Raw genomic sequence first — 23884 nt, forward strand, 5'->3', positions numbered from 1 at the left:
ACGCCATGAGACCCTGCGCACGGTCTACCCGGAGCTGGCCGCGGGCCCGGCGCAGGTGATCCTGCCCGCCGCGGACGTGATCGCGGAGCTCAAGCCGGTCGACCTCACCGAGGCCGAACTGGTCGGCAAGGTCACCGAATTCGCCATGACCACCTTCGACGTGACGGTGGACGTGCCGGTGCGCGTGCTGCTGCTGCGCATCGTGGACGCCGACGGCGTGCCGACCGGTGACCACGTGCTCGCCGGTGTGCTGCACCACATCTCGGCCGACGGCTCCTCGGTGGTGCCGTTCGTGCGCGACCTGATGATCGCCTACAACGCCTGCCTGGGCGGCGCCAAGCCGTCCTGGACGCCGCTGGTCGTGCAGTACGCCGACTACGCGCTGTGGCAGCGCGCGCTGCTGGGCTCGGAGGACGATCCGGAGTCGGTGGCCGCGGGCCAGCTCGCCTACTGGCGCGAGACCCTGGCCGGGCTGCCCGACCAGCTGGACCTGCCCGCCGACCACCCGCGTCCGGCGCGACAGAGCCTGCGCGGCAGCTACATCCGGCTCCCGCTGGACGCCGAGCTGCACGCCGGCCTGACCGAACTGGGCCGCCGCCACGGCGCGACCCTGTTCATGGTGGTGCACGCGGCCTGGGCCGCCCTGCTGTCGCGGCTGTCGGGCACCTCCGACATCGCGGTCGGCACCCCGATCGCGGGCCGCGGCGACGCCGCCCTCGACGACGTGATCGGCATGTTCGTCAACACCCTGGTGCTGCGCACCGGAACCGATGGCGCCGAGTCGTTCACCGATCTGCTGGCCCGGGTCCGCACCGGCGACATCGCCGCCTTCGGCAATGCCGACGTGCCGTTCGAGCGTCTCGTCGAGGTGCTGAACCCGGCCCGGTCCACCGCCCGGCACCCGCTGGTCCAGGTCGGCCTGTCCTTCCAGAACCACGAGCGCGCCAACCTCGAGCTGCCCGGCCTGACCGTGTCGGAGGTCGAATTCGACACCCACGTCGCGCAATTCGATCTGCACCTGTTCGCGGTGGACCACTACGCCGAGTCCGGCGCGCCCGCCGGCCTGGAGCTGACCCTCGGCTACGCCCACGACCTGTTCACCGAGGCCACCGCGCAGCGCTTCACCGCCGCGCTGGCCCGGTTGCTGGAAACCGTGGTGGCGCAGCCGGAGACGGCCATCGGCGATGTCGATCTGCTGGGCGCGGGCCTGCGTCAGCGCATCCTCCACGACTGGAACGCCACCGCGCGCCAGCTGGCCCCGGCCACCCTGGCCGACCTGGTGGACGAGCAGGCGGCCGTCGCCCCCGGCGCGGTCGCGCTGCTGGACGGCGCCGGAACCTCGCTCACCTACGGCGAATTCGATGCCCGGGTGAACCGCCTGGCGCGTCGCCTGATCGCCGCGGGCGTCGGCCCGGAGACCGGCGTGGTGCTGGCCATGCGCCGCGGCATCGACCTGGTGGTCGCCATGTACGCGGTGGTGAAGGCGGGCGGCGCGTACGTGCCGATCGACCCCGACCACCCGGCCGACCGCATCGCCTACATCGTCGAGACCGCCGCGCCCGCCGTGGTTCTCACCACCTCGGCCGACGGCGTGCCGTTCACCACCGAGGCGCCGGTGTTCGAGGTGGACCGGCTCGACCTGTCCGCGCTGTCCGCCGCCCCGGTCACCGACGCCGAGCGGGTGCGCGCGCTGCGCGTTCAGCACCCGGCCTACGTCATCTTCACCTCCGGCTCGACCGGGCTGCCCAAGGGCGTGGCGGTGCCGCACGCGGCCATCGTCAACCAGTTGCGCTGGCTGCGGGCCACGTTCGAGCTGGGCGCGGGCGACCGCGCGCTGCTGAAGACCCCCGCCACCTTCGACCTGTCGGTGTGGGAGTTCTGGTCGACCCTGACCACCGGCGGCAGCCTGCTGGTCTCGGCCGCGGGCGAGGAGCGCGATCCGGACCGACTGCGCGCCCTGATCGAGGGCCACGGCGTCACCGTCCTGCACCCGGTGCCCTCCCTGCTGGGCATGCTGCTGGCCGGCGGCCCGCTGCCCGAGTCGGTGCGCGCGGTGCTGGCCATCGGTGAGGCGCTGCCCGCCGCCACGGCCGCCGAGTTCCTCGACCACCACGGCGAGAACGCTTCGGGCGCACAGTTGTTCAACCTGTACGGCCCGACCGAGGCGGCCGTCTCGATCACCGCCTTCGAGGTGACCGAGCGTCATCGGCAGGCCGTGCCGATCGGCTCGCCCGCCTGGAACAGCCGCGTGTACGTGCTCGACGCCCGGCTCTCCCCGGTCCCGGTCGGCGTGCCCGGCGAGCTGTACCTGTCGGGTGCGCAGCTGGCCCGCGGCTACTTCGGCCGCCCGGCCCTGACCGCCGACCGTTTCGTGGCCGACCCGTTCGCGGGTGGCCGCATGTACCGCACCGGCGACATCGTCCGCTGGCGTGAGGACGGGGCGCTCGAGTACATCGATCGCGCCGACTTCCAGGTCAAGATCGGTGGTTTCCGGATCGAGCTCGGCGAGGTGGAGACCGCGCTGCGCCGCCAGCCCGGCGTCACCGCCGCGGTCGCCGTCGCCCGTACCGCGGGTGACGCGGGGTCGCGCCTGGTCGCCTACGCCGCAGTGCCCGGCACCGTCGACGAGAACCGCGACGAGGTGTCGGCCGCGCTGCGCGCCGCCCTGGGCGCGGAGCTGCCGAAGTACATGGTCCCGGCCGCGCTCATGGTCCTGGACGCCCTGCCGCTGAACGCCAACGGCAAGGTGGACCGGGCCCAGCTGCCGGAGCCGGTCTTCGCGGTCGCGGCCTACCGCGAGCCGACCACGGCCGTCGAGCAGGCGGTCGCGGCGGGCTTCGCCGAGGTGATCGGCGCGGCCGACGACGTCCTCATCGGTCTGGACACCGACTTCTTCGCCCTCGGCGGCAACTCGCTGATGGCGACCCGCCTGGCCGCCCGGCTCGGCGCGGATCTCGGTGTGCGGGTGCCGGTCTCGGCCCTGTTCGAGGCGCCGACCGTGGACGGCCTGGCGACCTGGATCGCCACCGCCGACCACGCCGACGCGCTGCCGCCGCTGGTGCGCCGCACCGACGCGGGCCCGGCTCCGCTCTCGCTGGCGCAGCAGCGGATGTGGGTGCTCAACCGCCTGCAGCCGGAGTCGGGCGCCTACAACGTGCCCGCCGCCATCCGCCTCACCGGCGACCTGGACCGTGACGCCCTCACCGCCGCCCTGCGGGATGTGCTGGAGCGTCACGAGATCCTGCGCACCCGCTACCCCGAGGTGGACGGTGAGGCCGTGCAGGTGGTGCTCGACCTCGGTGAGCTCGACGGTGAGCTCACCCCGATCCCGGTCGCGGAACAGGAACTGAACGCCCGCCTGCTCGAGGTCGCGACCGCCGGCTTCGACGTCACCACCGCGCCGCCGGTGCGGGTCCAGCTGTTCGAGCTGGCCCCGGCCGAGCACGTGCTGATCGTGGTGCTGCACCACATCAGCGCTGACGGCTACTCGGTGCTGCCGATGACCCGGGACCTGGTGGTGGCCTACACCTCCCGCCTGCACGGCTCGGCTCCGGCGTGGGCGCCGCTGGAGATCCAGTACGGCGACTTCGCCGCCTGGCAGCGCGCCGCGCTCGGCTCCGACACCGATCCGGAGAGCCTGCTGTCGCGGCAGCTCGCGTTCTGGGTGAACGAACTGTCCACCGCCCCCGAGCAGTTGGCAATCCCCACCGACCGGCCCCGGCCGGCCCGGCGCGAAATGCTCGGCAAGACCATCGGTTTCGAGATCGCGGGCGAGACCGTCGAGAAGCTGTCGGAGCTGTCGCGGGCCAACGGCGCGACGCTGTTCGGCGCGGTGCACGCCGCGTTCGCGGTGCTGCTGTCGAAACTGTCCGGGCAGCGCGACATCTCGGTCGGCGTCCCCGTCTCCGGTCGCGGTGAGCGGGCCCTCGACGACCTGATCGGCATGTTCGTCAACACCGTGGTGCTGCGCGCCGAAGTGGACGCGAAGCTGTCCTTCACCGAGCTGCTGCGCCAGGTGCGCGACCGCGACCTGGCCGCGTTCGACCACGGCGACGTGCCGTTCGAGCGCGTGGTCGAGGCGGTGCTGTCGGCCACCGGCCGGCCCCGCTCGGCCGCGGGCAGCCCGCTGTTCCAGGTGGCCTTCGCGTTCCAGAACATGGCGCCGGTCTCGGCCGAACTGCCCGGTCTTCGGGTCGAGGCGCTGGAACCGGAGCTCACCGAGGCCAAGTTCGACCTGCAGCTCACCGGTATCGAGCAGCATGACGACACCGGCCGGGTGGTCGGCCTGGACATGCGATTCACCTACGCCACCGACATTTTCGACACCGACTCGGTGCACCTGCTGGCGCAGCGCTTGCAGCTGGTGCTCGACGCCGTGGTCGCGGATCCGGCGGCGGCGGTGCGCGCCATCGACATCCGGACCGAGGCCGAGCGCACCCGCCGCCCCGGCACCGGTGCGCCGAAAACTGGATCCGTTGCACCGCAGCGGGTTCCGGGAGCGGCCGCGACGTCCTCTGACGCCGCTCCGGCCGACCTGCCCGCCCTGATCGCCGCCGCGGCGGCCACCGCCCCCGAAGCGGTCGCCCTCGCGCACGGCGAGCACACGGTGACCTATCGCGATCTCGCCGAGAAGATCGCGGTCACCGCCCGCGCCATGGGCGCCGCCGCGAAGCCGGAGGCGCTGGTCAACGTGGCACTCGCCGGGCTGGTGCCCGGCATTCTGGCCGCCCTCGGCGCGGCCGGACTCCGTCAGGCCCTGAGCACGCTCACCGCGGACGCGCAGGCCCTGGTTCTTCGCTCGGAAAGCTCGTCGGAAGGGAGCCTCTGATGCACTACGCAGAGTCGATCGCCACCACTCGGACCGGACGCGCCACGGCCTTGCGCCGGGCCTACGGTGTGGGCGACCTACCATGCTTGATCGCCGTTGTGGCCGAGCTGGACGCCGACCGCACGGCCCTGCGCCATGCCGGCGACACGGTCACCTACGGTGTGCTGGCCACCGAGATCGCCATGCTCAGCGAGGCCATGGGTGGCGCCCTGGAACCCGAGGCGCTCATCCAGGTCGTGGTGTCGGGACAGCTGCCCGGCCTGATGGACGGTGCGGAGGGCGGCCTGACCGCGGCGCTCGAGGCGCTGGTCGACGACGCCGTGCTGGCCGCCGCCGACATCCTGGACCCGAAGCTGGCGCCCATCGAGACGCTCAGCACGCAGTTCCGGGCGCAGGTGCGGCGCACGCCCGACGCGATCGCCCTGGAGTCCGACGGTGAGACCCTCACCTACGGCGAATTCGCCACGCGCGTCACGACTCTCGCGTGTCATCTGCGCACCCTGGGCGTCGGCCCGGACGTACTGGTGGGCCTGGCCGTGCGCCGCTCCTTCGAAATGCTGGTCGGCATGTACGCCGTGCTCGAGGCGGGCGGCGCGTATGTGCCGATCGACCCCGACCACCCGGCCGACCGCATCGCCTACGTGCTCGACGTGGCGCAGGTGGCGGTGGTGCTGACCACCACCGCGGACCATCCGGACTTCGCGATCGACGCGCCGGTGCTGCGCATCGACGAATTCGAGGACAACGCACGGGAACTGGGCATCAACGGCGATCGGCTGCTGTCCCCGGCCGACGACCCCGAGCTGCCGCAGCCGGGCCCGGACAACCTGGCCTACGTCCTGTTCACCTCGGGCTCCACCGGCCGGCCCAAGGGCGTGGCCGTCACCCACGCCGCCATCACCACCTTCCTGCGGTGGCAGCAGCGCCGCTTCCTGCTGACCGAGAACGACCGCGTCCTGGTCAAGACCACGATCGTGTTCGACGCCTCCGTGTGGGAGGTGCTCAGCCCGCTGCAGATCGGCGCGCGGCTCGTGTTCACCACGCCGTACGGCCACCTGGACCCCGCCTACCTGGTGCGCGTCATCCGCGAATCCGGGATCACCGTGGCGGTTTTCGTGCCGTCCATGCTGTCGGTGCTGGTCTCGGAGGTCGAGCGCGGGGGCGAGGAGCTACCCGACGCGCTGCGCTACGTGATCGCGGGTGGCGAGACCCTCACCGTCGAGACCGCCGCTGGCCTCCGCAGCGTCAGCGGCGCGACTCTGGTGAACGGGTACGGCCCGACCGAGACCACCGTGATCGTCACCGCCCACGAGGTCACCGCCGAGGACGTCGATTCCATTCCGATCGGCGCGGCCGGCGATGACGTCGACCTGCTGGTGCTCGACGAGGATCTGCGTCCGGTTCCGGTCGGTGTGGTGGGTGAACTGTACGTGGGCGGCGTGCAGCTGGCCCGCGGCTACCTCGGCCGGCCGGGGCTGTCGGCCGAGCGGTTCGTGGCCAATCCCGAAGGCCCGGCCGGTGATCGGATGTACCGCACCGGCGACCTGGTGCGCTGGGTGTCGAAGGTCGAGGGCGGCCCGGACGAGCTGGAGTACGTGGGGCGCAGCGACTTCCAGGTCAAGCTGCGCGGCCTGCGCATCGAGCTCGGCGAGGTGGAGTCCGCGCTGCGGCGCGACGCCGCGGTGGCGCAGGCGGCGGTGCTGATGCACACCCGCCCGAACGGCGAGCAGGCCCTGGTCGGCTACGTCGTGCCCACCGACGGGTTCGAGATCGATTCCGCCGCCGTGCTTTCCGCGGTGCGCGCGCACATCCCCGAGTACATGGTGCCGTCGCTGCTGGTGCCGCTGGCCGAGATGCCGGTCACCATGATCGGCAAGCTGGATCGGCGCGCCCTGCCCGAACCGGTGTTCGCCGACGTGACCCGCGAGTACCGTGCGCCCGCCACGCCCGCTGAGGAGGCGGTCGCGGCCGTCTTCGCCGACCTGCTGGATCTGGCCGTGGTCGGCGCGGACGACGACTTCTTCGCCCTGGGCGGCAACTCGCTGATCGCCACCCGCGCCATCGCCCGGATCCGGGAGGCGCTCGGCGTCACCGTGGACGTCCGCGACTTCTTCGAGCGCTCCACGGTGGCGGCGCTGGCCTTGCTGGCCGACGGCGCGGGCGCGGCGGCGCGGCCGCCGCTGCGTCCGGTGTCCCCGCGCCCGGACCACATTCCGCTCTCGCCCGCCCAGCAGCGCATGTGGTTCCTCAACCACTACGCGCGCAGCGAATACGACTCGTCCTCCGACGAATTCGATCCGGCCGCGGTGGACAACATCCCGTTCGCGCTGCGCCTGCGCGGCGACCTGGACACCGCGGCGCTGGCGGACGCCTTCGCCGACGTGGTCGAGCGCCACGAGTCGCTGCGCACCTACTACCCGGCCGGCGAGCAGGGCCCGGCCCAGATGGTGCTGCCCGCCGCGGCGGTCGACCTGACCCCGCGCGAGGTGCCCGAGGACCAGCTGGTCGCGACCGTGCTCGGTTTGGCCGCACAGGGATTCGACGTCACCGCCGAGGTGCCGCTGCGGGCCCGGCTGCTGCGTTCGGGCCCCGGCGATCACACCCTGGTCGTGGTGGCCCACCACATCGCCGCCGACGGCGCCTCCATCGGGCCGATGGTGCGCGACCTGGTGGTGGCCTACGTGGCCCGGCAGTCGGGGCAGCGTCCCCAGTACCAGCCGCTGGCCGTGCAGTACGCCGACTACGCGCTGTGGCAGCGGGAGTGGATGGGCGACGAGGCCGATCCCGAGTCGGTGTCGGCCCGCCAGATCGCCTTCTGGGCACAGGAACTCGCCGAGCTGCCCGCCCAGCTGGACCTGCCCGCCGACCGCCCGCGTCCGGCCGCGTCCAGCGGCCGCGGCGCCATCGTCGAGACGGTCCTCGACCCCGAGCTGCGGGACGCGGTGGACCGGCTGGCCGCCGCGCACCGCGCCACCCCGTTCATGGTGCTGCACGCCGCGCTGGCCGCGGTGCTGTCGCGGCTGTCGAACACCGCCGACATCGCGATCGGCACGCCCGTCGCGGGCCGCGGCGACGAGGCCCTCGACGACCTGGTCGGCATGTTCGTCAACACCCTGGTGCTGCGCACCGAGGTGCGCGGCGCGCAGACCTTCGGCGACCTCATCGCCCATGTGCGCGACCGGGATCTGCGCGCCTTCGCCCACCGCGACGTCCCCTTCGAGCGCCTGGTGGAGGTGCTCAACCCGCCCCGCGCCCGCAACCGCCACCCGCTGTTCCAGGTCGCGCTGTTCATGCAGAACCTCGGCGACCTGAGCGCCGGGCTGCCGGGGCTCACCGCCGAGGAACTGGACTTCGATCCGGGCATCGCCAAGTTCGACCTGCAGCTCACCGTGAACACCGCGGGGGAGGGCTACAAGGTCGAATACACCTACGCCACCGACCTTTTCGACGATCACACGGTGCGCGAGTTCGCGGCCAAGTTCACCCGCCTGCTGACCGCGGCCACCGCGGACGCCACCGTCGCGGTCGGCGACATCGAGCTGCTCGACGCCGGCGAATACGACTACGTCACCTCGAGCTGGAACGCCACCGGCGCGCGCGTCCCGGACCTGTTCCTGCACCAGGGTTTCGACGCCCAGGTCGCCCGTACTCCGAAGGCCCGCGCCCTGGTCTTCGGCGACACCGAGCTGACCTACACCGAGTTCTCCGAGCGGGCCAACCGGCTCGCCCGCCACCTCATCGCCGCCGGTGTGGGCCCGGAATCGCTGGTCGTGCTGGCCATGGCGCGCTCGGTGGACCTCGTGGTCGCCATGTACGCCGTGCTGCGCGCGGGCGGCGCGTACGTGCCGGTGGATCCCTCGCACCCGGCCGAGCGCATCGGCCACATCCTCGCGACCGCCGGCCCGCACTCGGTGCTCACCACCCGCCGCGACGGTTTCACGCTGCCCGAGACCATCGACGTCCCACTGCATCACCTCGACGAGCTGGACCTGTCGGAGATCTCCGCCGCCAAGATCGGCGACAAGGAGCGGCGCGGGGTCCTGCACCCCGACCACCCCGCCTACGTGCTGTTCACCTCCGGCTCCACCGGCAAGCCCAAGGGCGTCGCGGTCACCCACCGCGCCATCGCCAACCAGCTGGCCTGGATGCAGGCCGAGTACGGCATCGGCGTCCGGGACGTCTACCTGCAGAAGACCGCCACCACCTTCGACGTCTCGCTGTGGGGCTACTTCCTGCCGCTGCGCGCGGGCGCGACCCTGGTGGTCGCCGCCCCCGACGGCCACCGCGACCCCCGCTACATCGCCGAAACCATTGCCCGGCACCAGGTCACGCTGACCGACTTCGTGCCGTCCATGCTGTCGGTGTTCGCCGCGCACGCCGAGGCGGGCGAACTCGACTCGCTGCGCGACATCTTCGTCATCGGTGAGGCGCTGCCGCCCGAGACCGTGACCGCCTTCTGGGCGGTCAGCGACGCCGGGGTGCACAACCTGTACGGCCCCACCGAGGCCGCGGTGTCCATCACCTTCCGGGAGGCGCACCGCTCCGACACCCTCGCCGTCCCGATCGGCGAGCCGGAGTGGAACTCCCAGGTGTTCGTGCTGGATTCGCGCCTGCACCCGGTCGCCATCGGCGTACCCGGCGAGCTGTACCTGGCCGGAACCCAGCTGGCCCGCGGCTACCACGGCCGCGTCGACCTCACCTCGGATCGCTTCGTGGCCAACCCCTTCGGCCGACCGGGCGAGCGCATGTACCGCACCGGTGACCTGGTGAAGTGGACCGAGGACGGCGAACTGGTCTACCTCGAGCGCCTCGACTTCCAGATCAAGTTCCGCGGCCAGCGCATCGAACTGGCCGAGATCGAGAGCGCCCTGCTGCTGGCCCCCGAGGTCGCCCAGGCCGCGGTGCGCCTGATCAGCGCCGACTCCGGCGACTTCCTGGCCGGATACGTGGTGCCCGCCCCCGGCGTCGAGCTGGACCCGGAGACCCTGCGTGAGGGCCTGACCCGGGTGCTGCCGCCCTACATGGTGCCGACCGCCCTGACCGCGCTCACCGAACTGCCGCTCAACTCCAGCGGCAAGCTCGACCGCAAGGCGCTGCCCGTTCCCGAGCTGCGCGCCAAGGCCTTCCGCGCGCCCGCCGACCCCGCCCAGCGTTTGGTGGCGGCCGTGTTCGCCGAGGTGCTGAACGCCGAGCGCGCCGGTCTGGACGACGACTTCTTCGCCCTCGGCGGCAGCTCCCTGGACGCCGCCCGGGTCACCTCGCGCATCGGCGCGGAACTCGGTGCGCGGGTGCCGGTCCGGCTGCTGTTCGAGTTCTCCACCGTCGAGGGCCTGGCGGCCGCGCTGGTGGCGGCCAACCCCGACGCGGCCCGGCCGGTGCTGGCCGCCCGCCCGCGCCCGGACCGCATTCCGCTCTCGCCCGCCCAGCAGCGCCTGTGGTTCCTCAACCGCATCGAGGCCGAGGCCGGCGAGCACAGCGCCTACAACCTGCCGATCGTGCTGCGCCTGCGCGGCGAGCTGGACATCGCCGCCCTGGAACAGGCCGCCCTGGACGTACTGGCCCGCCACGAATCGCTGCGCACCAGCTACCCGGACTCCGAAGCCGGTCCGTACCAGCAGATCCTGGACGTCACCGACATCGGTCTGAGTCTGAGCCCGGTGCCGGTCGCCGCCGCCGAGATCACCGGCGCGATCACCGCGTTCGCTTCCGCCGGATTCGACGTCACCGCCGAACTGCCCTCGCGCATCGGTCTTTTCGTGATCGACCAGGAGTCCGAGGCTCCCGAGTACGTGCTGGCCGTGGTCGTGCACCACATCGCCGCCGATGCCCTGTCGCTGCAGCCGCTCGTCGGCGACCTGCTGCGCTCCTATCTGGCCCGGGCGGCGGGCCGGGAGCCCGGCTGGGAACCGTTGCCGGTCCAGTACGCCGACTACAGCCTCTGGCAGCACGAACTGCTCGGCGACGCCGCCGAATCCGGCACCATCGCCCACCAGCAGATCGAATTCTGGCGCGCGACCCTGGCCGGTCTGCCGCCGCAGCTCGCCCTCCCGGTCGACCGCCCGCGGCCCGCCGTCGCCACCAATGCCGGTGCTGCCGTGCCGTTCTCGGTCGACGAGACCGTCGCCGCCGGCCTGCGTGAGCTGGCCCGCGCCCACGGCGTCACCCTGTTCATGGTCGTGCACGCCGCCTTCGCGGCCCTGCTGGCCCGCAACTCCGGCACCGCCGACATCCCGGTGGCCTCCCCGATCGGCGGCCGTGGCGAACGCGAACTCGACGCCCTGATCGGTATGTTCGTCAACACCCTGGTGCTGCGCACCCGGGTCGACGCCGAGCTGTCCTTCACCGACCTGCTGGACCGGGTCCGCACCGCCGACCTGGCCGCCTTCGGTCACGCCGAGCTGCCCTTCGAGAGCGTCGTGGACGCGCTGGCCGTGGACCGCACCACCGGTGCGCCGCCGCTGGCCCAGGTCATGCTGTCGTTCAACGATGCCCGGATGAGCGGCGGGGCGGGCGCCCTCGAGTTGCCCGGACTGGCCGTCACCCCGGTCGAGATCGACGACCCCACCGTCAAATTCGACCTGCACCTGGTGGTCGGCGAACTCGGCGAGGACGCCGGGCTGACCGGCAACCTGCGCTACGCCACCGAGATGTTCGACGCCGCCACCGCGGCCTCGCTGACCGATCAGTTCGGCCGCCTGCTGGCCGCCGTGGCCGCCGACGCGACCGTCGCCGTCGGTGACATCGAGCTGCTCGGCGACGCGGAACGCGAACTCGTCGTGCGCGGCTGGAACGACACCGCCTTCGACGTGGACGCCGCGCTCGCGCTGTCCCCGGCCGCCGACGCGGACGCGAAGACCCTGATCGCCCTGTTCGAGGCACAGGTCGCCCGCACCCCCGACAACATCGCCCTCACGTTCGAGGGAAGAAGTCTGTCCTACGCCGACTTCGCCGTCCGCGTCCGTCAGCTCTCCCGCTGGCTGATCAGCGAGGGCGTCGGCCCGGAATCCCTGGTGGCGCTGGGCATGCGCCGCTCGCTGGACCTGGTGGTCGGCATGTACGCGGTGTCCGCCGCCGGTGCCGGTTACCTGCCGCTGGACCCCGACCACCCGGCCGACCGGCTCGAGTACATTCTCGAGACCGCCGACCCGGTGACCGTGCTGACCTCCGGCACGGACCTGCCGATCGACACCGCGCAGGTGCGCATCGACCTGCTGGACCTGACCGGCATCTCCGACGAGCCGGTCACCAACGCGGACCGCCTTGCGCCGCTACGGGATTCGAATACCGCGTACGTCATCTTCACCTCCGGCTCCACCGGCCGCCCCAAGGGCGTGGCCGTCACCCACGCCGCCATCGTCAACCGGCTGGTCTGGGGGCGCGAGGCGCACGGCCTGACCGCCGGCGACGTGGTACTGCAGAAGACCCCCATGACCTTCGACGTGTCGGTCCCGGAGTTCTTCCTGCCCTTGCAGATCGGCGCGCGCCTGGTGGTCGCCAAGCCCGAGGGCCACAGCGACCCGGCGTACCTGGCCGAACTCATCGCCGCCGAGGGCATCACGGCCGCGCACTTCGTGCCGTCCATGATGACCGTCTTCGTCGCCGAGGAAGCCGCTGCTCGCTGCACCTCGCTGCGGATCGTCTTCGCCTCCGGTGAGGCGCTGTCCTCGAAGCCCGCGCACCGGCTGCGCGAACTGACCGGCGCGGAACTGCACAACCTGTACGGCCCCACCGAGGCCGCGGTCGAGGTGGCCTACCACCGGGTGACCGACACCGACGTGGACGCCGTGCCGATCGGCCGCCCCACCTTCAATACCGAGCTCTACGTGCTGGACGCGCGCCTGCGCCCGGTGCCGGTGGGCGTCGCGGGCGAGCTGTACCTCGCCGGTGACCAGCTGGCCACCGGCTACGTGGCCCGCCCGGGCCTGACCTCGGATCGCTTCGTGGCCAACCCGTTCGGCGGCGCCGAACGCATGTACCGCACCGGCGACCTGGTCAAGTGGAACCGCGACGGCGAGCTGGAGTACCTGGGCCGCACCGACTTCCAGGTGAAGCTGCGTGGCCTGCGCATCGAACTCGGCGAGATCGAGGCGGCGCTCACCGCGCACGACACCGTCGCCCAGTCGGTGGTCGTGGTGCACGGCGCCGGAACCGATGCCCAGCTGGTCGCCTACCTGGTGCCCGCCGCGGGCGCGGAGATCGCGGCGGCCGAGCTGAAAGCCGAACTGGCGCAGCGACTACCGGTGTACATGGTGCCCGCCGTCTACGTGACCATGGACGCCTTCCCGGTCAACACCTCCGGCAAGCTGGACCGCGGCGCCCTGCCCGCACCGGCCGCCGCCGCCACCGTGTTCCGCGCGGCCACCGGGCCCGAGGAGCGCATCGTCGCGGAGGTCTTCCAGTCGCTGCTCGGCGCGGACCGCGTCGGCGCGGACGACGACTTCTTCTCCCTCGGTGGCAACTCGCTCATCGCCACCCAGCTGGTCGCGCGTCTCGGCAAGGCCGCGGGCGTGCGGATTCCGCTGCGCGCGGTGTTCGAGGACGCCACCGTGTCCGGGCTGGCCGCCACGATCCGCGCGGCCGACGCCGAGATGCTGGTCGAGCTGCCGCCCGTGGTCGCCCAGGAACGCGGCGAGCACATCCCGCTGTCCATCGCCCAGCAGCGGCTGTGGTTCCTCAACCGCTTCGACATTCGCGACGGCTACACCATCCCGTTCGCGCTGCGCCTGACCGGTTCGCTCAATGTCGAGGCGCTGCGCCAGGCCGTGGCCGACGTGGTGGACCGCCACGAGACCCTGCGCACCATCTACCCCGAGCGCGACGGCCAGGCCGGCCAGGTCATCCTGCCGTCCGGCACCCGCCTGATCGACCTGGTCGCCGAGCCGGTCACCTCCGGCGAGCTGCCCGGCATGGTGGAGTCGGTGGCGCGCACCGCCTTCGACATCACCGCCGAGGTGCCGTTCCGCATCCGGCTGCTGGAGATCACCGACGAGCCGGGCACCCACCTGCTGGTCATGGTGGTGCACCACATCGCCGCCGACGGCTGGTCCTTCGGTCCGCTGACCCGCGACATCGCCACCGCCTACGTGGCCCGCTGCGCGGGGGAGACCCCGCGCCTCGCGCCGATGGCCGTGCAGTACGCGGACTTCGCGCTGTGGCAGCAGGCCGCGCTCGGCTCGGCCGAAGACGCGGACTCGGTCATGGCCCAGCAGCTCGCGCACTGGACCCGCCGCCTGCACGGCCTGCCCGACGTGCTGGCGCTGCCCAGTGATCGTCCCCGTCCCGCCGTGGCCAGCGGCCGCGGCGCGGGCTACAGCGCCCGCCTCGACGCCGAACTGCATTCCGCCATCCTGGATTTCGCGGCGCAGCAGCGGGTCACCCCGTTCATCGTGTTGCACACCGCGCTCGCGGTGGCCCTGTCGCGACTGTCCGGCACCGGTGACATCGTCATCGGCGCGCCGGTCGCCGGTCGCGGTGACGAGGCCCTCGACGACCTGGTCGGCATGTTCGTCAACACCCTGGTGCTGCGCACCGAGGTGACGCTGGACGCGCCCCTGGGCGCACTGCTCACCCAGGTCCGCGACACCGATCTGACCGCCTTCGACCACGCCGTGGTGCCGTTCGAGATGCTGGTCGAAGCGGTGAATCCGGTGCGCTCCCAGGCGCACGCGCCGCTGGCCCAGGTCACCCTGACGCTCCAGAACCACGCCCGGCCCAGCGTCCAGCTGAACCGCCTGGCCATCGAGGCGCTCACCGTCGAGGCCACCGCCACCCAGTTCGACCTGGACTGGACCCTGGCCGAGACCACCGGCGCCGACGGCCTGCCCGGCGGCATCGAGGTCTACATCACCTACGCCACCGACCTTTTCGACGCCGTCACCGTCGGCGGCTTCCAGGCCGTCTTCGAGCGCGTGCTGCGGGCCCTGCTCGCCGACCCGCGCGCCGTCGCGGGCGATGTGGACATCATGTCGCGTCACGAGCGCGGCCTGCTGCTGGTGGACTACAACGCCACCGGCCACGACCTGCCGGTCGAGGTGCTGGCCGGGCTGCTCGACGCCCGCGCCGCCCAGGACCCGGACCTGGTCGCGCTGCTCTTCGAAGGCGAGACGGTGCTCTACGCGGACCTGGCCCGGCGCGCGAATCGCTTGGGCCGCCTGCTGATCTCGGAGGGCGTCGGCCCCGACGCCATCGTCGGCGTCACCGCGCACCGCTGCGTCGACATGGTCGTCGCCATGCACGCCATCGTGAACGCGGGCGCCGCCTACGTACCGGTCGAACTGACCTACCCCGCCGACCGCATCGCCCACATCCTCGGCACCTCCGAATCCACCCTGGTGCTGAGCGTCGGCGGCGCGACCCTGCCGGACATCGACGGCGTGCGCGTCCTCGACGTCACCGCGGTGCGGGAAGCCGGTGGGCTGGAAGGCTTCTCGGACCAGCTGATCACCGATGCCGACCGCCTCGGCGTACTGCACCCCGACAACCTCGTGAACGTGCTGTACACCTCCGGCTCCACCGGTCTGCCCAAGGGCGTGGCCACCAGCCACCGCTCGCTCATGAACGAGCTGCGCTGGCTCGAGGGCCGCTATGAGATCACCCGCGAGGACCGCTTCATGCAGCGCTCCCCGCTGACCTTCGACGTCTCGGTGTGGGAGGTCTTCCTCTCCGCCATGGTCGGTGCGCCGCTGATGATTCCGCGCCCGGGCCCGCTGGACCTGGACTACCTGGCCGGGATCATGCGCGAGTTCGGGGTCACCATCGACGAACACGTGCCGTCGGTGCTCGCAGCCCTCCTCGCCGAGGGCCACGGCGACGCCCTGAAGTCCTTCCGCCACCTGCACACCGGCGGCGAGGCGCTGCCGGTCGAGGTGATGGGCCGGCTGCGGGAACTGGTCGGCGGCAAGGTGCACAACGCCTACGGCCCGACCGAGGTCGCGATCTCGACCATCTACCACGAGTTCTCCGACGCGGACCCGGATTTCGAGGTGGCCATCGGCCGCCCGAACTGGAACACCCGCGCCTACGTGCTCGACACCCGCCTGCACCCGGTGCCGGTCGGCGTCGTCGGCGAGCTCTACCTGGGCGGCGTCCAGCTGGCCCGCGGCTATCAGGGCCGAGGCGCGCTGACCGCCGACCGCTTCATGGCCGACCCGTTCGGCATCCCCGGCGCGCGCATGTACCGCACCGGCGACCTGTGCAAGTGGAACCGCAACGGCGACCTGGTGTACCTGGGCCGCAACGACTTCCAGGTCAAGCTGCGCGGCCAGCGCATCGAACTGGGTGAGATCGAGGCGGCCCTGATGGCGCGGCCCGAGGTCGCCAACGCGGTCGTGGTGCTGGCCAAGGACACCACCGGCGCGGACTGCCTGGTCGGCTACATCACCGGCGACCAGCTCGACGCCGAGGCGGTGCTCGAGCACGCCCGCACCATGCTGCCCTCCTACATGGTTCCGGCCCACGTCGCGGTGCTCGACGAGATGCCGCTGACCACCGTCGGCAAGCTCGACCGCACCGCCCTGCCCGCGGTCGAGTTCACTTCCGCCACCGCCGAATTCCGGGAGCCCGCCCCGGGCGCGGAATCCACCATCGCGGCGCTCGCCGGAGACCTGCTCGGCGGCGTCACCCTCGGCGCCGACGACGACTTCTTCGCCCGCGGCGGCAACTCGCTGCTCGGCATGCGCCTGATCGCGCGCGCCAACGCGGCACTGGGCACCGAACTGTCGGTGCGCCAGCTGTTCGAGGCCCCGACCGTCGCCGGACTGGCGGCCCTGGCCACCGGTGCGGGCAGCGCGCTGCCGCTGCGGCGGATGGACCGGCCCGAGCGAATCCCGCTGTCCCCGGTGCAGACCCGCATGTGGCTGCTCAACCGCCTGGACCCGGCGTCCGCGGCCTACAACCTGCCGTCCGCGGTCCGGATCACCGGCGTGATCGACACCACCGTGCTGACCGCCGCCTTCGGCGACGTGGTCGCCCGCCACGAGGCGCTGCGCACCATCTACCCGTCCGACCAGCAGGGCCTCGGCTACCAGCTGATCCTGCCCGCCGAGACCGCCCCGCTGCCGCTCGAGATCCACACCGGAGCGAACGCGGCGGACCCGGCCTGGATCGAGACCTTCGTCTCGACCGGCTTCGACGTCACCACCACCGTGCCGATCCGGGTGGCGCTGCTGCGCGAAACCGACGACACCCACGTGCTGGTGGTGGTGCAGCACCACATCGCCGGTGACGGCCAGTCGATGAACCCGCTGCTGCTCGACACCATCACCGCCTACCTGTCCCGGGCGGCCGGACACGCGCCGGAGTGGACGGAACTGCCCGTGCAGTACGCCGACTTCGCGCTCTGGCAGCGGGCCACCCTGGAGCTCATCGGCGCTCGCGAGCTGGACTTCTGGTCGGAGACGCTGCGCGACCTGCCCGACGAGCTGCCCCTGCCCACCGACCGGCCCCGGCCGGAGGTGGCCTCCGGGCGCGGCGCGTACCTCAACACGCATCTGGACAGCGAGCTGGCCGCCGCGGTCAAGCGAATCGCGGAGGCGCACAACGTCACCCCGTTCATGGTGTGGCACGCGGCGCTGTCGCTGTTGCTGGCCCGCCTGTCGTCCAGCACCGATATCGCCATCGGCACCCCGATCGAGGGCCGCGGCAACGCCGACCTCGACGGCCTGGTCGGCATGTTCGTCAACACCCTGGTGCTGCGCACCCAGGTCGACCTCGGCGCCGGCTTCGACGCGCTGCTGGCGCAGACCCGCGCGGGCGACCTGGCCGCCTTCGACCACGCCACCGTGCCGTTCGATCAGGTCGTGGACGCCCTCGGGGTGGCCCGCACGCAGGCCCGCAATCCGCTGTTCACCGTGGGCCTGACCTACGTGAATCTGGAGACGCCGTCCTACTCTGCTCCCGGCCTGACCCTGGAGGGCATCGACTACGTGGCCCCGGTGGCCCGTTTCGACCTCCAGGTGACCGTGTCCGACGAGCCGGACGCCGACGGCCGCCTGCCCATCGAACTGAACTACGCCACCGATCTTTTCGACGCCGAGACCATCGCGGCCTTCGCCGAGCGGATGGAACGCGTACTGCGGGCCGTGGCCGCGGACGCGACCGCGCCGATCGGCGACATCGACCTGATGGAGGCGGACGAGCGCCACGCTGTCACCGAGCTGTGGGGTCGCGCGGGCGACGGCGTCGGCCCGACCGACGACACGCTGCCGAGCCTGTTCGACGCCGCGGTGGCCGCCCACTCGGACCGGGTCGCACTGACCTTCGGTGACGGGGAGCTCACCTACGCCGCGCTCGATCGCCGCGCGAATGCGCTGGCGCGCAGGCTGATCGCGGGGGGTGCGGGCCCGGAGTCGCTGGTCGCGGTGCTGCTGCCGCGCTCGGCCGATCTGGTCGTGGCACTGCTGGCCGTGCTGAAGACCGGTGCGGGTTACGTGCCGATCGATCCGTCCTACCCGGCCGACCGCATCGCGTACGTGCTCTCCGATGCCGCGCCCACCAGTGTGATCACCGACTCGACCGTGCAGGCCGAGCTTCCCGCCGAGCTGAATGTGATTCGGCTCGACGGTGATTCGCGGCAGTGGCCGGATGCGCCGATCACCGCGGCCGACCGTCTCGCGCCGCTGCGCCCCGATCACGTCGCCTACGTCATCTACACCTCCGGCTCCACCGGCCGCCCCAAGGGCGTGGCCGTGGCGCACCGGAACGTGGTGCAGCTGATGGCGAACATCGTGCCCGAGTTCGGATTCGACCACGAGGACGTGTGGACGCTGTTCCACTCCTGCGCGTTCGACTTCTCGGTGTGGGAGCTGTGGGGTTCGCTGCTCTACGGCGGCAGGCTCGTGGTGGTCGACTACTACGCGTCACGCTCCCCGGAGCAGTTCCTGGAACTGCTGCGCCGCGAGCAGGTCACGGTGCTCAACCAGACCCCGTCGGCGTTCTATCAGCTCGCCGAGGCGGATCGGGTCGCCGCGCCCGGCGACGGTCCGGACCTGGCGCTGCGGTGGACGATCCTCGCCGGCGAGGCCCTGGAGCTGCGCCGCCTCTCGGATTGGGTGGCCCGCCACGGTGATTCCGCTCCGACCCTGGTGAATATCTACGGCATCACCGAGACCACCGTGCACGTGTCGCACCGGACCCTCGATGCCGCCACCATCGCCGCCGCCACCGGTTCGCTGATCGGCGCCGCGATCGACGGCTTGCACGTGTACGTGCTCGACGAGCGACTGCATCCGGTGCCGGTCGGAGTCGCGGGCGAGTTGTACATCGCCGGACCGCAATTGGCGCGCGGCTACCTGGGCCGCCCCGACCTGTCCGCGTCTCGATTCGTGGCGAGCCCGTACGGTGCGCCGGGCGAGCGGCTGTACCGCTCCGGCGACGTGGTCCGCTGGAACCGCGCGGGCGAGCTCGAATACGTGGGCCGTGCCGACGATCAGGTCAAGGTGCGTGGTTTCCGCATCGAGATCGGTGAGATCGAGTCCGCGGTGCTGGCCCAGCCGGGCGTCACCCAGACCGCGGTCATCGTGCGCGAGGACCAGCCGGGCGATCTGCGGATCGTGGCCTACCTGGTCCCCGAGGACGGTGTCACGCCCGCCGTGGACGCGATCCGCGACGGCGCGGCCGAGCTGCTGCCGTCCTACATGGTTCCGTCGGCGTTCGTGGTGATCGACTCGATCCCGTTGACCGTCAACGGCAAACTGGATCGTCGCGCGCTGCCGAAGCCCGAAGTCCGCACCGCGGAGTTCATCGCGCCCCGGACCGAGGCCGAGACCACGGTCGCCGAGGTCCTCGCCGCCGTGCTCGGCATGGAGGACGGACAGCGGGTCGGCATCGCCGACGACTTCTTCGCCCTCGGCGGCAACTCGCTCACCGCGACCCAGCTGGCCGCGCGACTGAGCGCCGCGTTCGGCGCCCAGGTGCCGGTGCGGACGGTGTTCGAACACACCACGGTGGAGGCGCTGGCCGCCGCCGTGCTCGCGGTCGACGCGAGCACCCCGGCCCGCCCGCCGCTGCTGCCGCGCACCGGCGACGGCCCGGTTCCGGTTTCGCCCGCGCAGCAGCGCGTCTGGTTCATGAACCGGATGGACCCGGACTCCACGGCCTACAACATCCCGCTGCCCATCCGGCTCACCGGACCCCTGGACGTGGCCGCCCTGCACGCGGCGCTCGCGGATGTGGTGGTCCGGCACGAGGTGCTGCGCACCGTGTACCCGGAGACCCCGGAAGGTCCGGCGCAGGTGGTGCTGCCCGCCACCGCGGTCACGGATCTGCCCGCGCTGGAAGCGATTCCGGTCACCGAGGCCACCGTCGTCGGCGAGGTCGCGACCATGATCGGCCGGGGCTTCGACGTCACCACCGCGGTGCCGCTGCGGGCGGCGCTGTACGCGCTGGCTCCCGAGGACCACGTGTTCGTCGTGGTCATGCACCACATCGCGGGTGACGGCACCTCGCTGGTCCCGCTGGCCCGCGACGTCATGACCGCCTACGCGGCCCGCAAGGCCGGACAGGCCCCCGCGTGGCAGCCGCTGCCGGTGCAGTACTCCGACTTCGCGGTCTGGAAGCGCGATCTGCTGGGCTCCGAGGACGATCCGGCCTCGCTGATCTCCCGCCAGCTCGGCTTCTGGCGCGACCGGCTGGCCGGACTGCCCCCGCAGCTCGAGCTGCCCGCCGACCGGCCCCGGCCGGCGCTGTTCGAGACCGCGGGCCGCCGGGTCGACTTCACCGTCGACGCGGAAACCCATGCGGCGCTGGTGGATCTGGGACGCGCCCGCGGCGCGACCCTGTTCATGACGGTGCACGCGGCCTTCGCGACCCTGCTGTCGCGGCTGTCCGGCTCGGCCGACATCGCGGTCGGCACTCCGGTCGCCGGTCGTGACGACGTCGCGCTCGACGACCTGGTCGGCATGTTCGTCAACACGCTGGTGCTGCGCACCGGCATCGACCCGGCCGAGAGCTTCGACGCGCTGCTGCGCCGGGTCCGGTCCGAGGACATCGCCGCCTTCGGCCACGCCGACGTGCCGTTCGAGCGACTGGTCGAGGTGCTCGCCCCGGAGCGTTCGACCGCCCGCAACCCGCTGGTCCAGGTCGGCTTCTCGTTCAACAACCAGCAGCCGGCCGCCTTCGACCTGGACGGTCTGACCGTCGCCGCCGTCGAATTCGATGGCGACGACACCCAGTTCGACCTCCAGTTGGTGATCGTGGACAACTACGACGCCGACGGCGCGCCCGCCGGTTTCACCGCGACCATGACCTACGCGACCGCACTGTTCGACGCGGCCACCGTGGCCCGCTTCGCGGACCGGTTCACCCTGCTGCTGAAGACCGTCGTCGCGCAGCCGGAACTGCCCGTCGGCGATCTCGACCTGATGGCCGAGGGCGAACGCACCCGGGTGCTGCACGACTGGAACGACACCACCGCCGCCGCGGACCTGCTGCGCGCCGTCTCCGGCGATGCGGGCGAGACCCTGGTGGCGCTGTTCGAAGCCCAGGCCGCGCGGACCCCGGCCGCGACCGCGCTGAGCTTCGAGGGCGCGGAACTGTCCTACGGCGAGTTCGCGGCCCGGGTGAACCGCCTGGCCCGCCGCCTCGTCGAGGCGGGCGTCGGCCCGGAATCGCTGGTGGCCCTGCATATCCGGCGCTCGATCGAGTTCATGGTCGCCTCCTACGCGGTGATCACCGCCGGTGGCGCGTATGTTCCGGTGGATCCGGACCAGCCCGCCGAGCGCATCGGCCACGTGCTGGACACGGCGAACCCGGTTTGCGTGCTGAGCACCTCGAGCTCGGTGTTCGCGGCCGGTGCCTACCCGGTGCTGGAGGTCGACACCGCCGACCTGTCGGGCTACTCCGAGCAGCCGGTCACCGATGCCGATCGGCGTGCGCCGCTGCGTCCGCAGCACCCGGCGTACACCATCTTCACCTCGGGCTCGACCGGAAAGCCCAAGGGCGTCAGCGTCTCCCACGCCGCCATCGTCAACCAGATGGACTGGATGCAGGCCGAGTACCGGCTCACCGCCGCGGACGTGTACCTCCAGAAGACGCCGAGCACCTTCGACGTCTCGCTGTGGGGCTACTTCATGCCGCTGCGGGTGGGCGCGACGCTGCTGCTCGCCAGCCCGGACGGGCACCGCGATCCGGCCTACCTGGTCGATCTGATCGATCGGCACGGTGTCACGGTCACCGACTTCGTGCCCTCGGTGATGAGTGTCTTCGCCGCGCACGGTGATCGGGAGCGGCTGCGGACCCTGCGTCAGGTGTACGTGATCGGTGAGGCGCTGCCCGCCGAGACCGTGCGCGCCTTCGGAGCGGTGAGCACCGCCGAGGTGCACAACCTGTACGGCCCCACCGAGGCCGCGGTGTCCATCACCTACCGCGACGTCACCGGCGAGGTCGACCGCTCGGTCATGCCGATCGGCCGCCCGCAGGGCAACAGCACGGTCTACGTGCTGGATTCGCGCCTGAACCCCACTCCTCCCGGGGTGGCGGGCGAGCTCTACCTGGGCGGCGTCCAGCTGGCCCGCGGCTATGTCGCGCGCCCGGACCTGACCTCGGACCGGTTCATCGCCAACCCGTACGGCGCTCCCGGTGAGCGCATGTACCGCACCGGCGACCTGGTGCGCTGGGACGTCAGCGGCGAGCGCGCCGAGCTGGTGTACCTGGGCCGCACCGACTTCCAGGTGAAGTTCCGCGGCCAGCGCATCGAGCTCGGTGAGATCGAGCTGGCGCTGACCGCGCTGCCGGAGCTCGCGCAGGCCGTGGTCCTGGTGTGGCCGGGCGCGAGCGCCGGCGACGAGCACCTGGTCGCCTACCTGGTGCCCGCGGCGGGGGTGGCCGCGCCCGACACCGACGCCATCCGCCGTGCCCTGGCGCAGCGCCTGCCGTCCTACATGGTGCCGTCGGCCTATGTGGCGCTGGATGCGCTGCCGCTCAACACCTCCGGCAAGCTGGACCGCAAGGCCCTGCCCGCACCGGAGTTCGCGGCCCGCGAATTCCGGGCTCCGGAAACGGAGTTGGAAGCCACCGTGTGTGCCGCCTTCGCCGAGGTGCTGGAGGTCGAGCGGGTCGGCCTGGACGACAACTTCTTCGAGCTCGGCGGCACCTCCCTGGTCGCGGCGCGGCTGGCCTCACGGCTCGGCGAGCTGCTCGGCCGCAAGGTGCCCGTACTCCTGCTGTTCTCCGCGTTCACCCCGGGCGAGCTGGCCCGGGAACTGGGCGCGGCGACCGGCGCGAGTGCGGAGGCCGCGCTGGACGTGCTGCTGCCGTTGCGCCGGGAGGGCAGTGCGGAACCGCTGTTCTGCATCCACCCGGTCGGCGGCATCTCCTGGTCCTTCGCGGGCCTGGCGGCGCAGCTGGACTCCGATCGCCCGATCTACGGCCTCCAGTCCCCGGCACTGAAAGCCGGTGGCGTGCTGCCGGATTCGATCGAGGCGTGGGCGGCGGAGTACGTGGCGGCGATCCGGTCGGTGCAGCCGTCCGGTCCCTACCACCTGCTCGGCTGGTCGCTGGGCGGCGTGATCGCCCACGCGGTCGCGGTGCGGTTGCAGAGCGAGGGTGAGCAGGTCGGCACGCTGGCCATGCTGGACAGCCACCTGACCTCGGCCGCCCCGGCCGCCGCCGACTCCGGCGCGGCCCTGGCGGAGGTCCGGGAGGTGCTGGGCGGCCTGCTCGGTGACCGGTCCGACGAGCTCGACCTCGACGGCGTCACCCAGGCATCCGAACTCGCGGCCCGCCTGGTCGCGCTGCCGGAGCGGGGTGACGGGCTGAGCCTGGCGGCGTTCGGCGCCGACCGGATCACCGCGATCCTCGAGTCCAGCCTGCGGTCGATGGACCTGATGCGGGCCTACCGCCCGCGGACCTTCCACGGCGACCTCACGTATTTCACCGCGGCCCTGGAGGAACCGGCGAGCGCCGGTGCTGCCGGGTGGACCGCCGCCGTCGACGGCACGGTACGCGATCACGCGGTCCCGGCAACCCATTGGCAGATGACCGCGCCCCAGGCGCTGGCACCCATCGCACGGACACTGTCGCAACTGTGGCACTGAAGCACCGAGGTTTCTGAAAACGCTG

Annotated in this window: 2 protein-coding genes (1 of these 2 only partly in view); both read left to right on the top strand. The window is 72.1% G+C overall.

From position 1 onward, the window contains the following. Window positions 1-4828 carry the 3' end of a non-ribosomal peptide synthase/polyketide synthase gene (locus tag ABZ382_RS21085; protein WP_357091186.1) on the top strand. It extends 13172 nt beyond the left edge of the window, so only the last 4828 of its 18000 coding nucleotides appear in the window; its start codon lies off the left edge, out of view; the stop codon is at window positions 4826-4828. Further along, on the top strand, window positions 4828-23859 hold the full coding sequence (locus ABZ382_RS21090) for a non-ribosomal peptide synthase/polyketide synthase (protein WP_357091188.1): 19032 nt from the start codon (window positions 4828-4830) through the stop codon (window positions 23857-23859). Before ABZ382_RS21085 ends, ABZ382_RS21090 begins: the two co-directional genes overlap by 1 nt. Window positions 23860-23884 lie beyond the last annotated feature (25 nt).

This window comes from Nocardia sp. NPDC005825, from assembly GCF_040630175.1.
Classification (GTDB): Bacteria; Actinomycetota; Actinomycetes; order Mycobacteriales; family Mycobacteriaceae; genus Nocardia.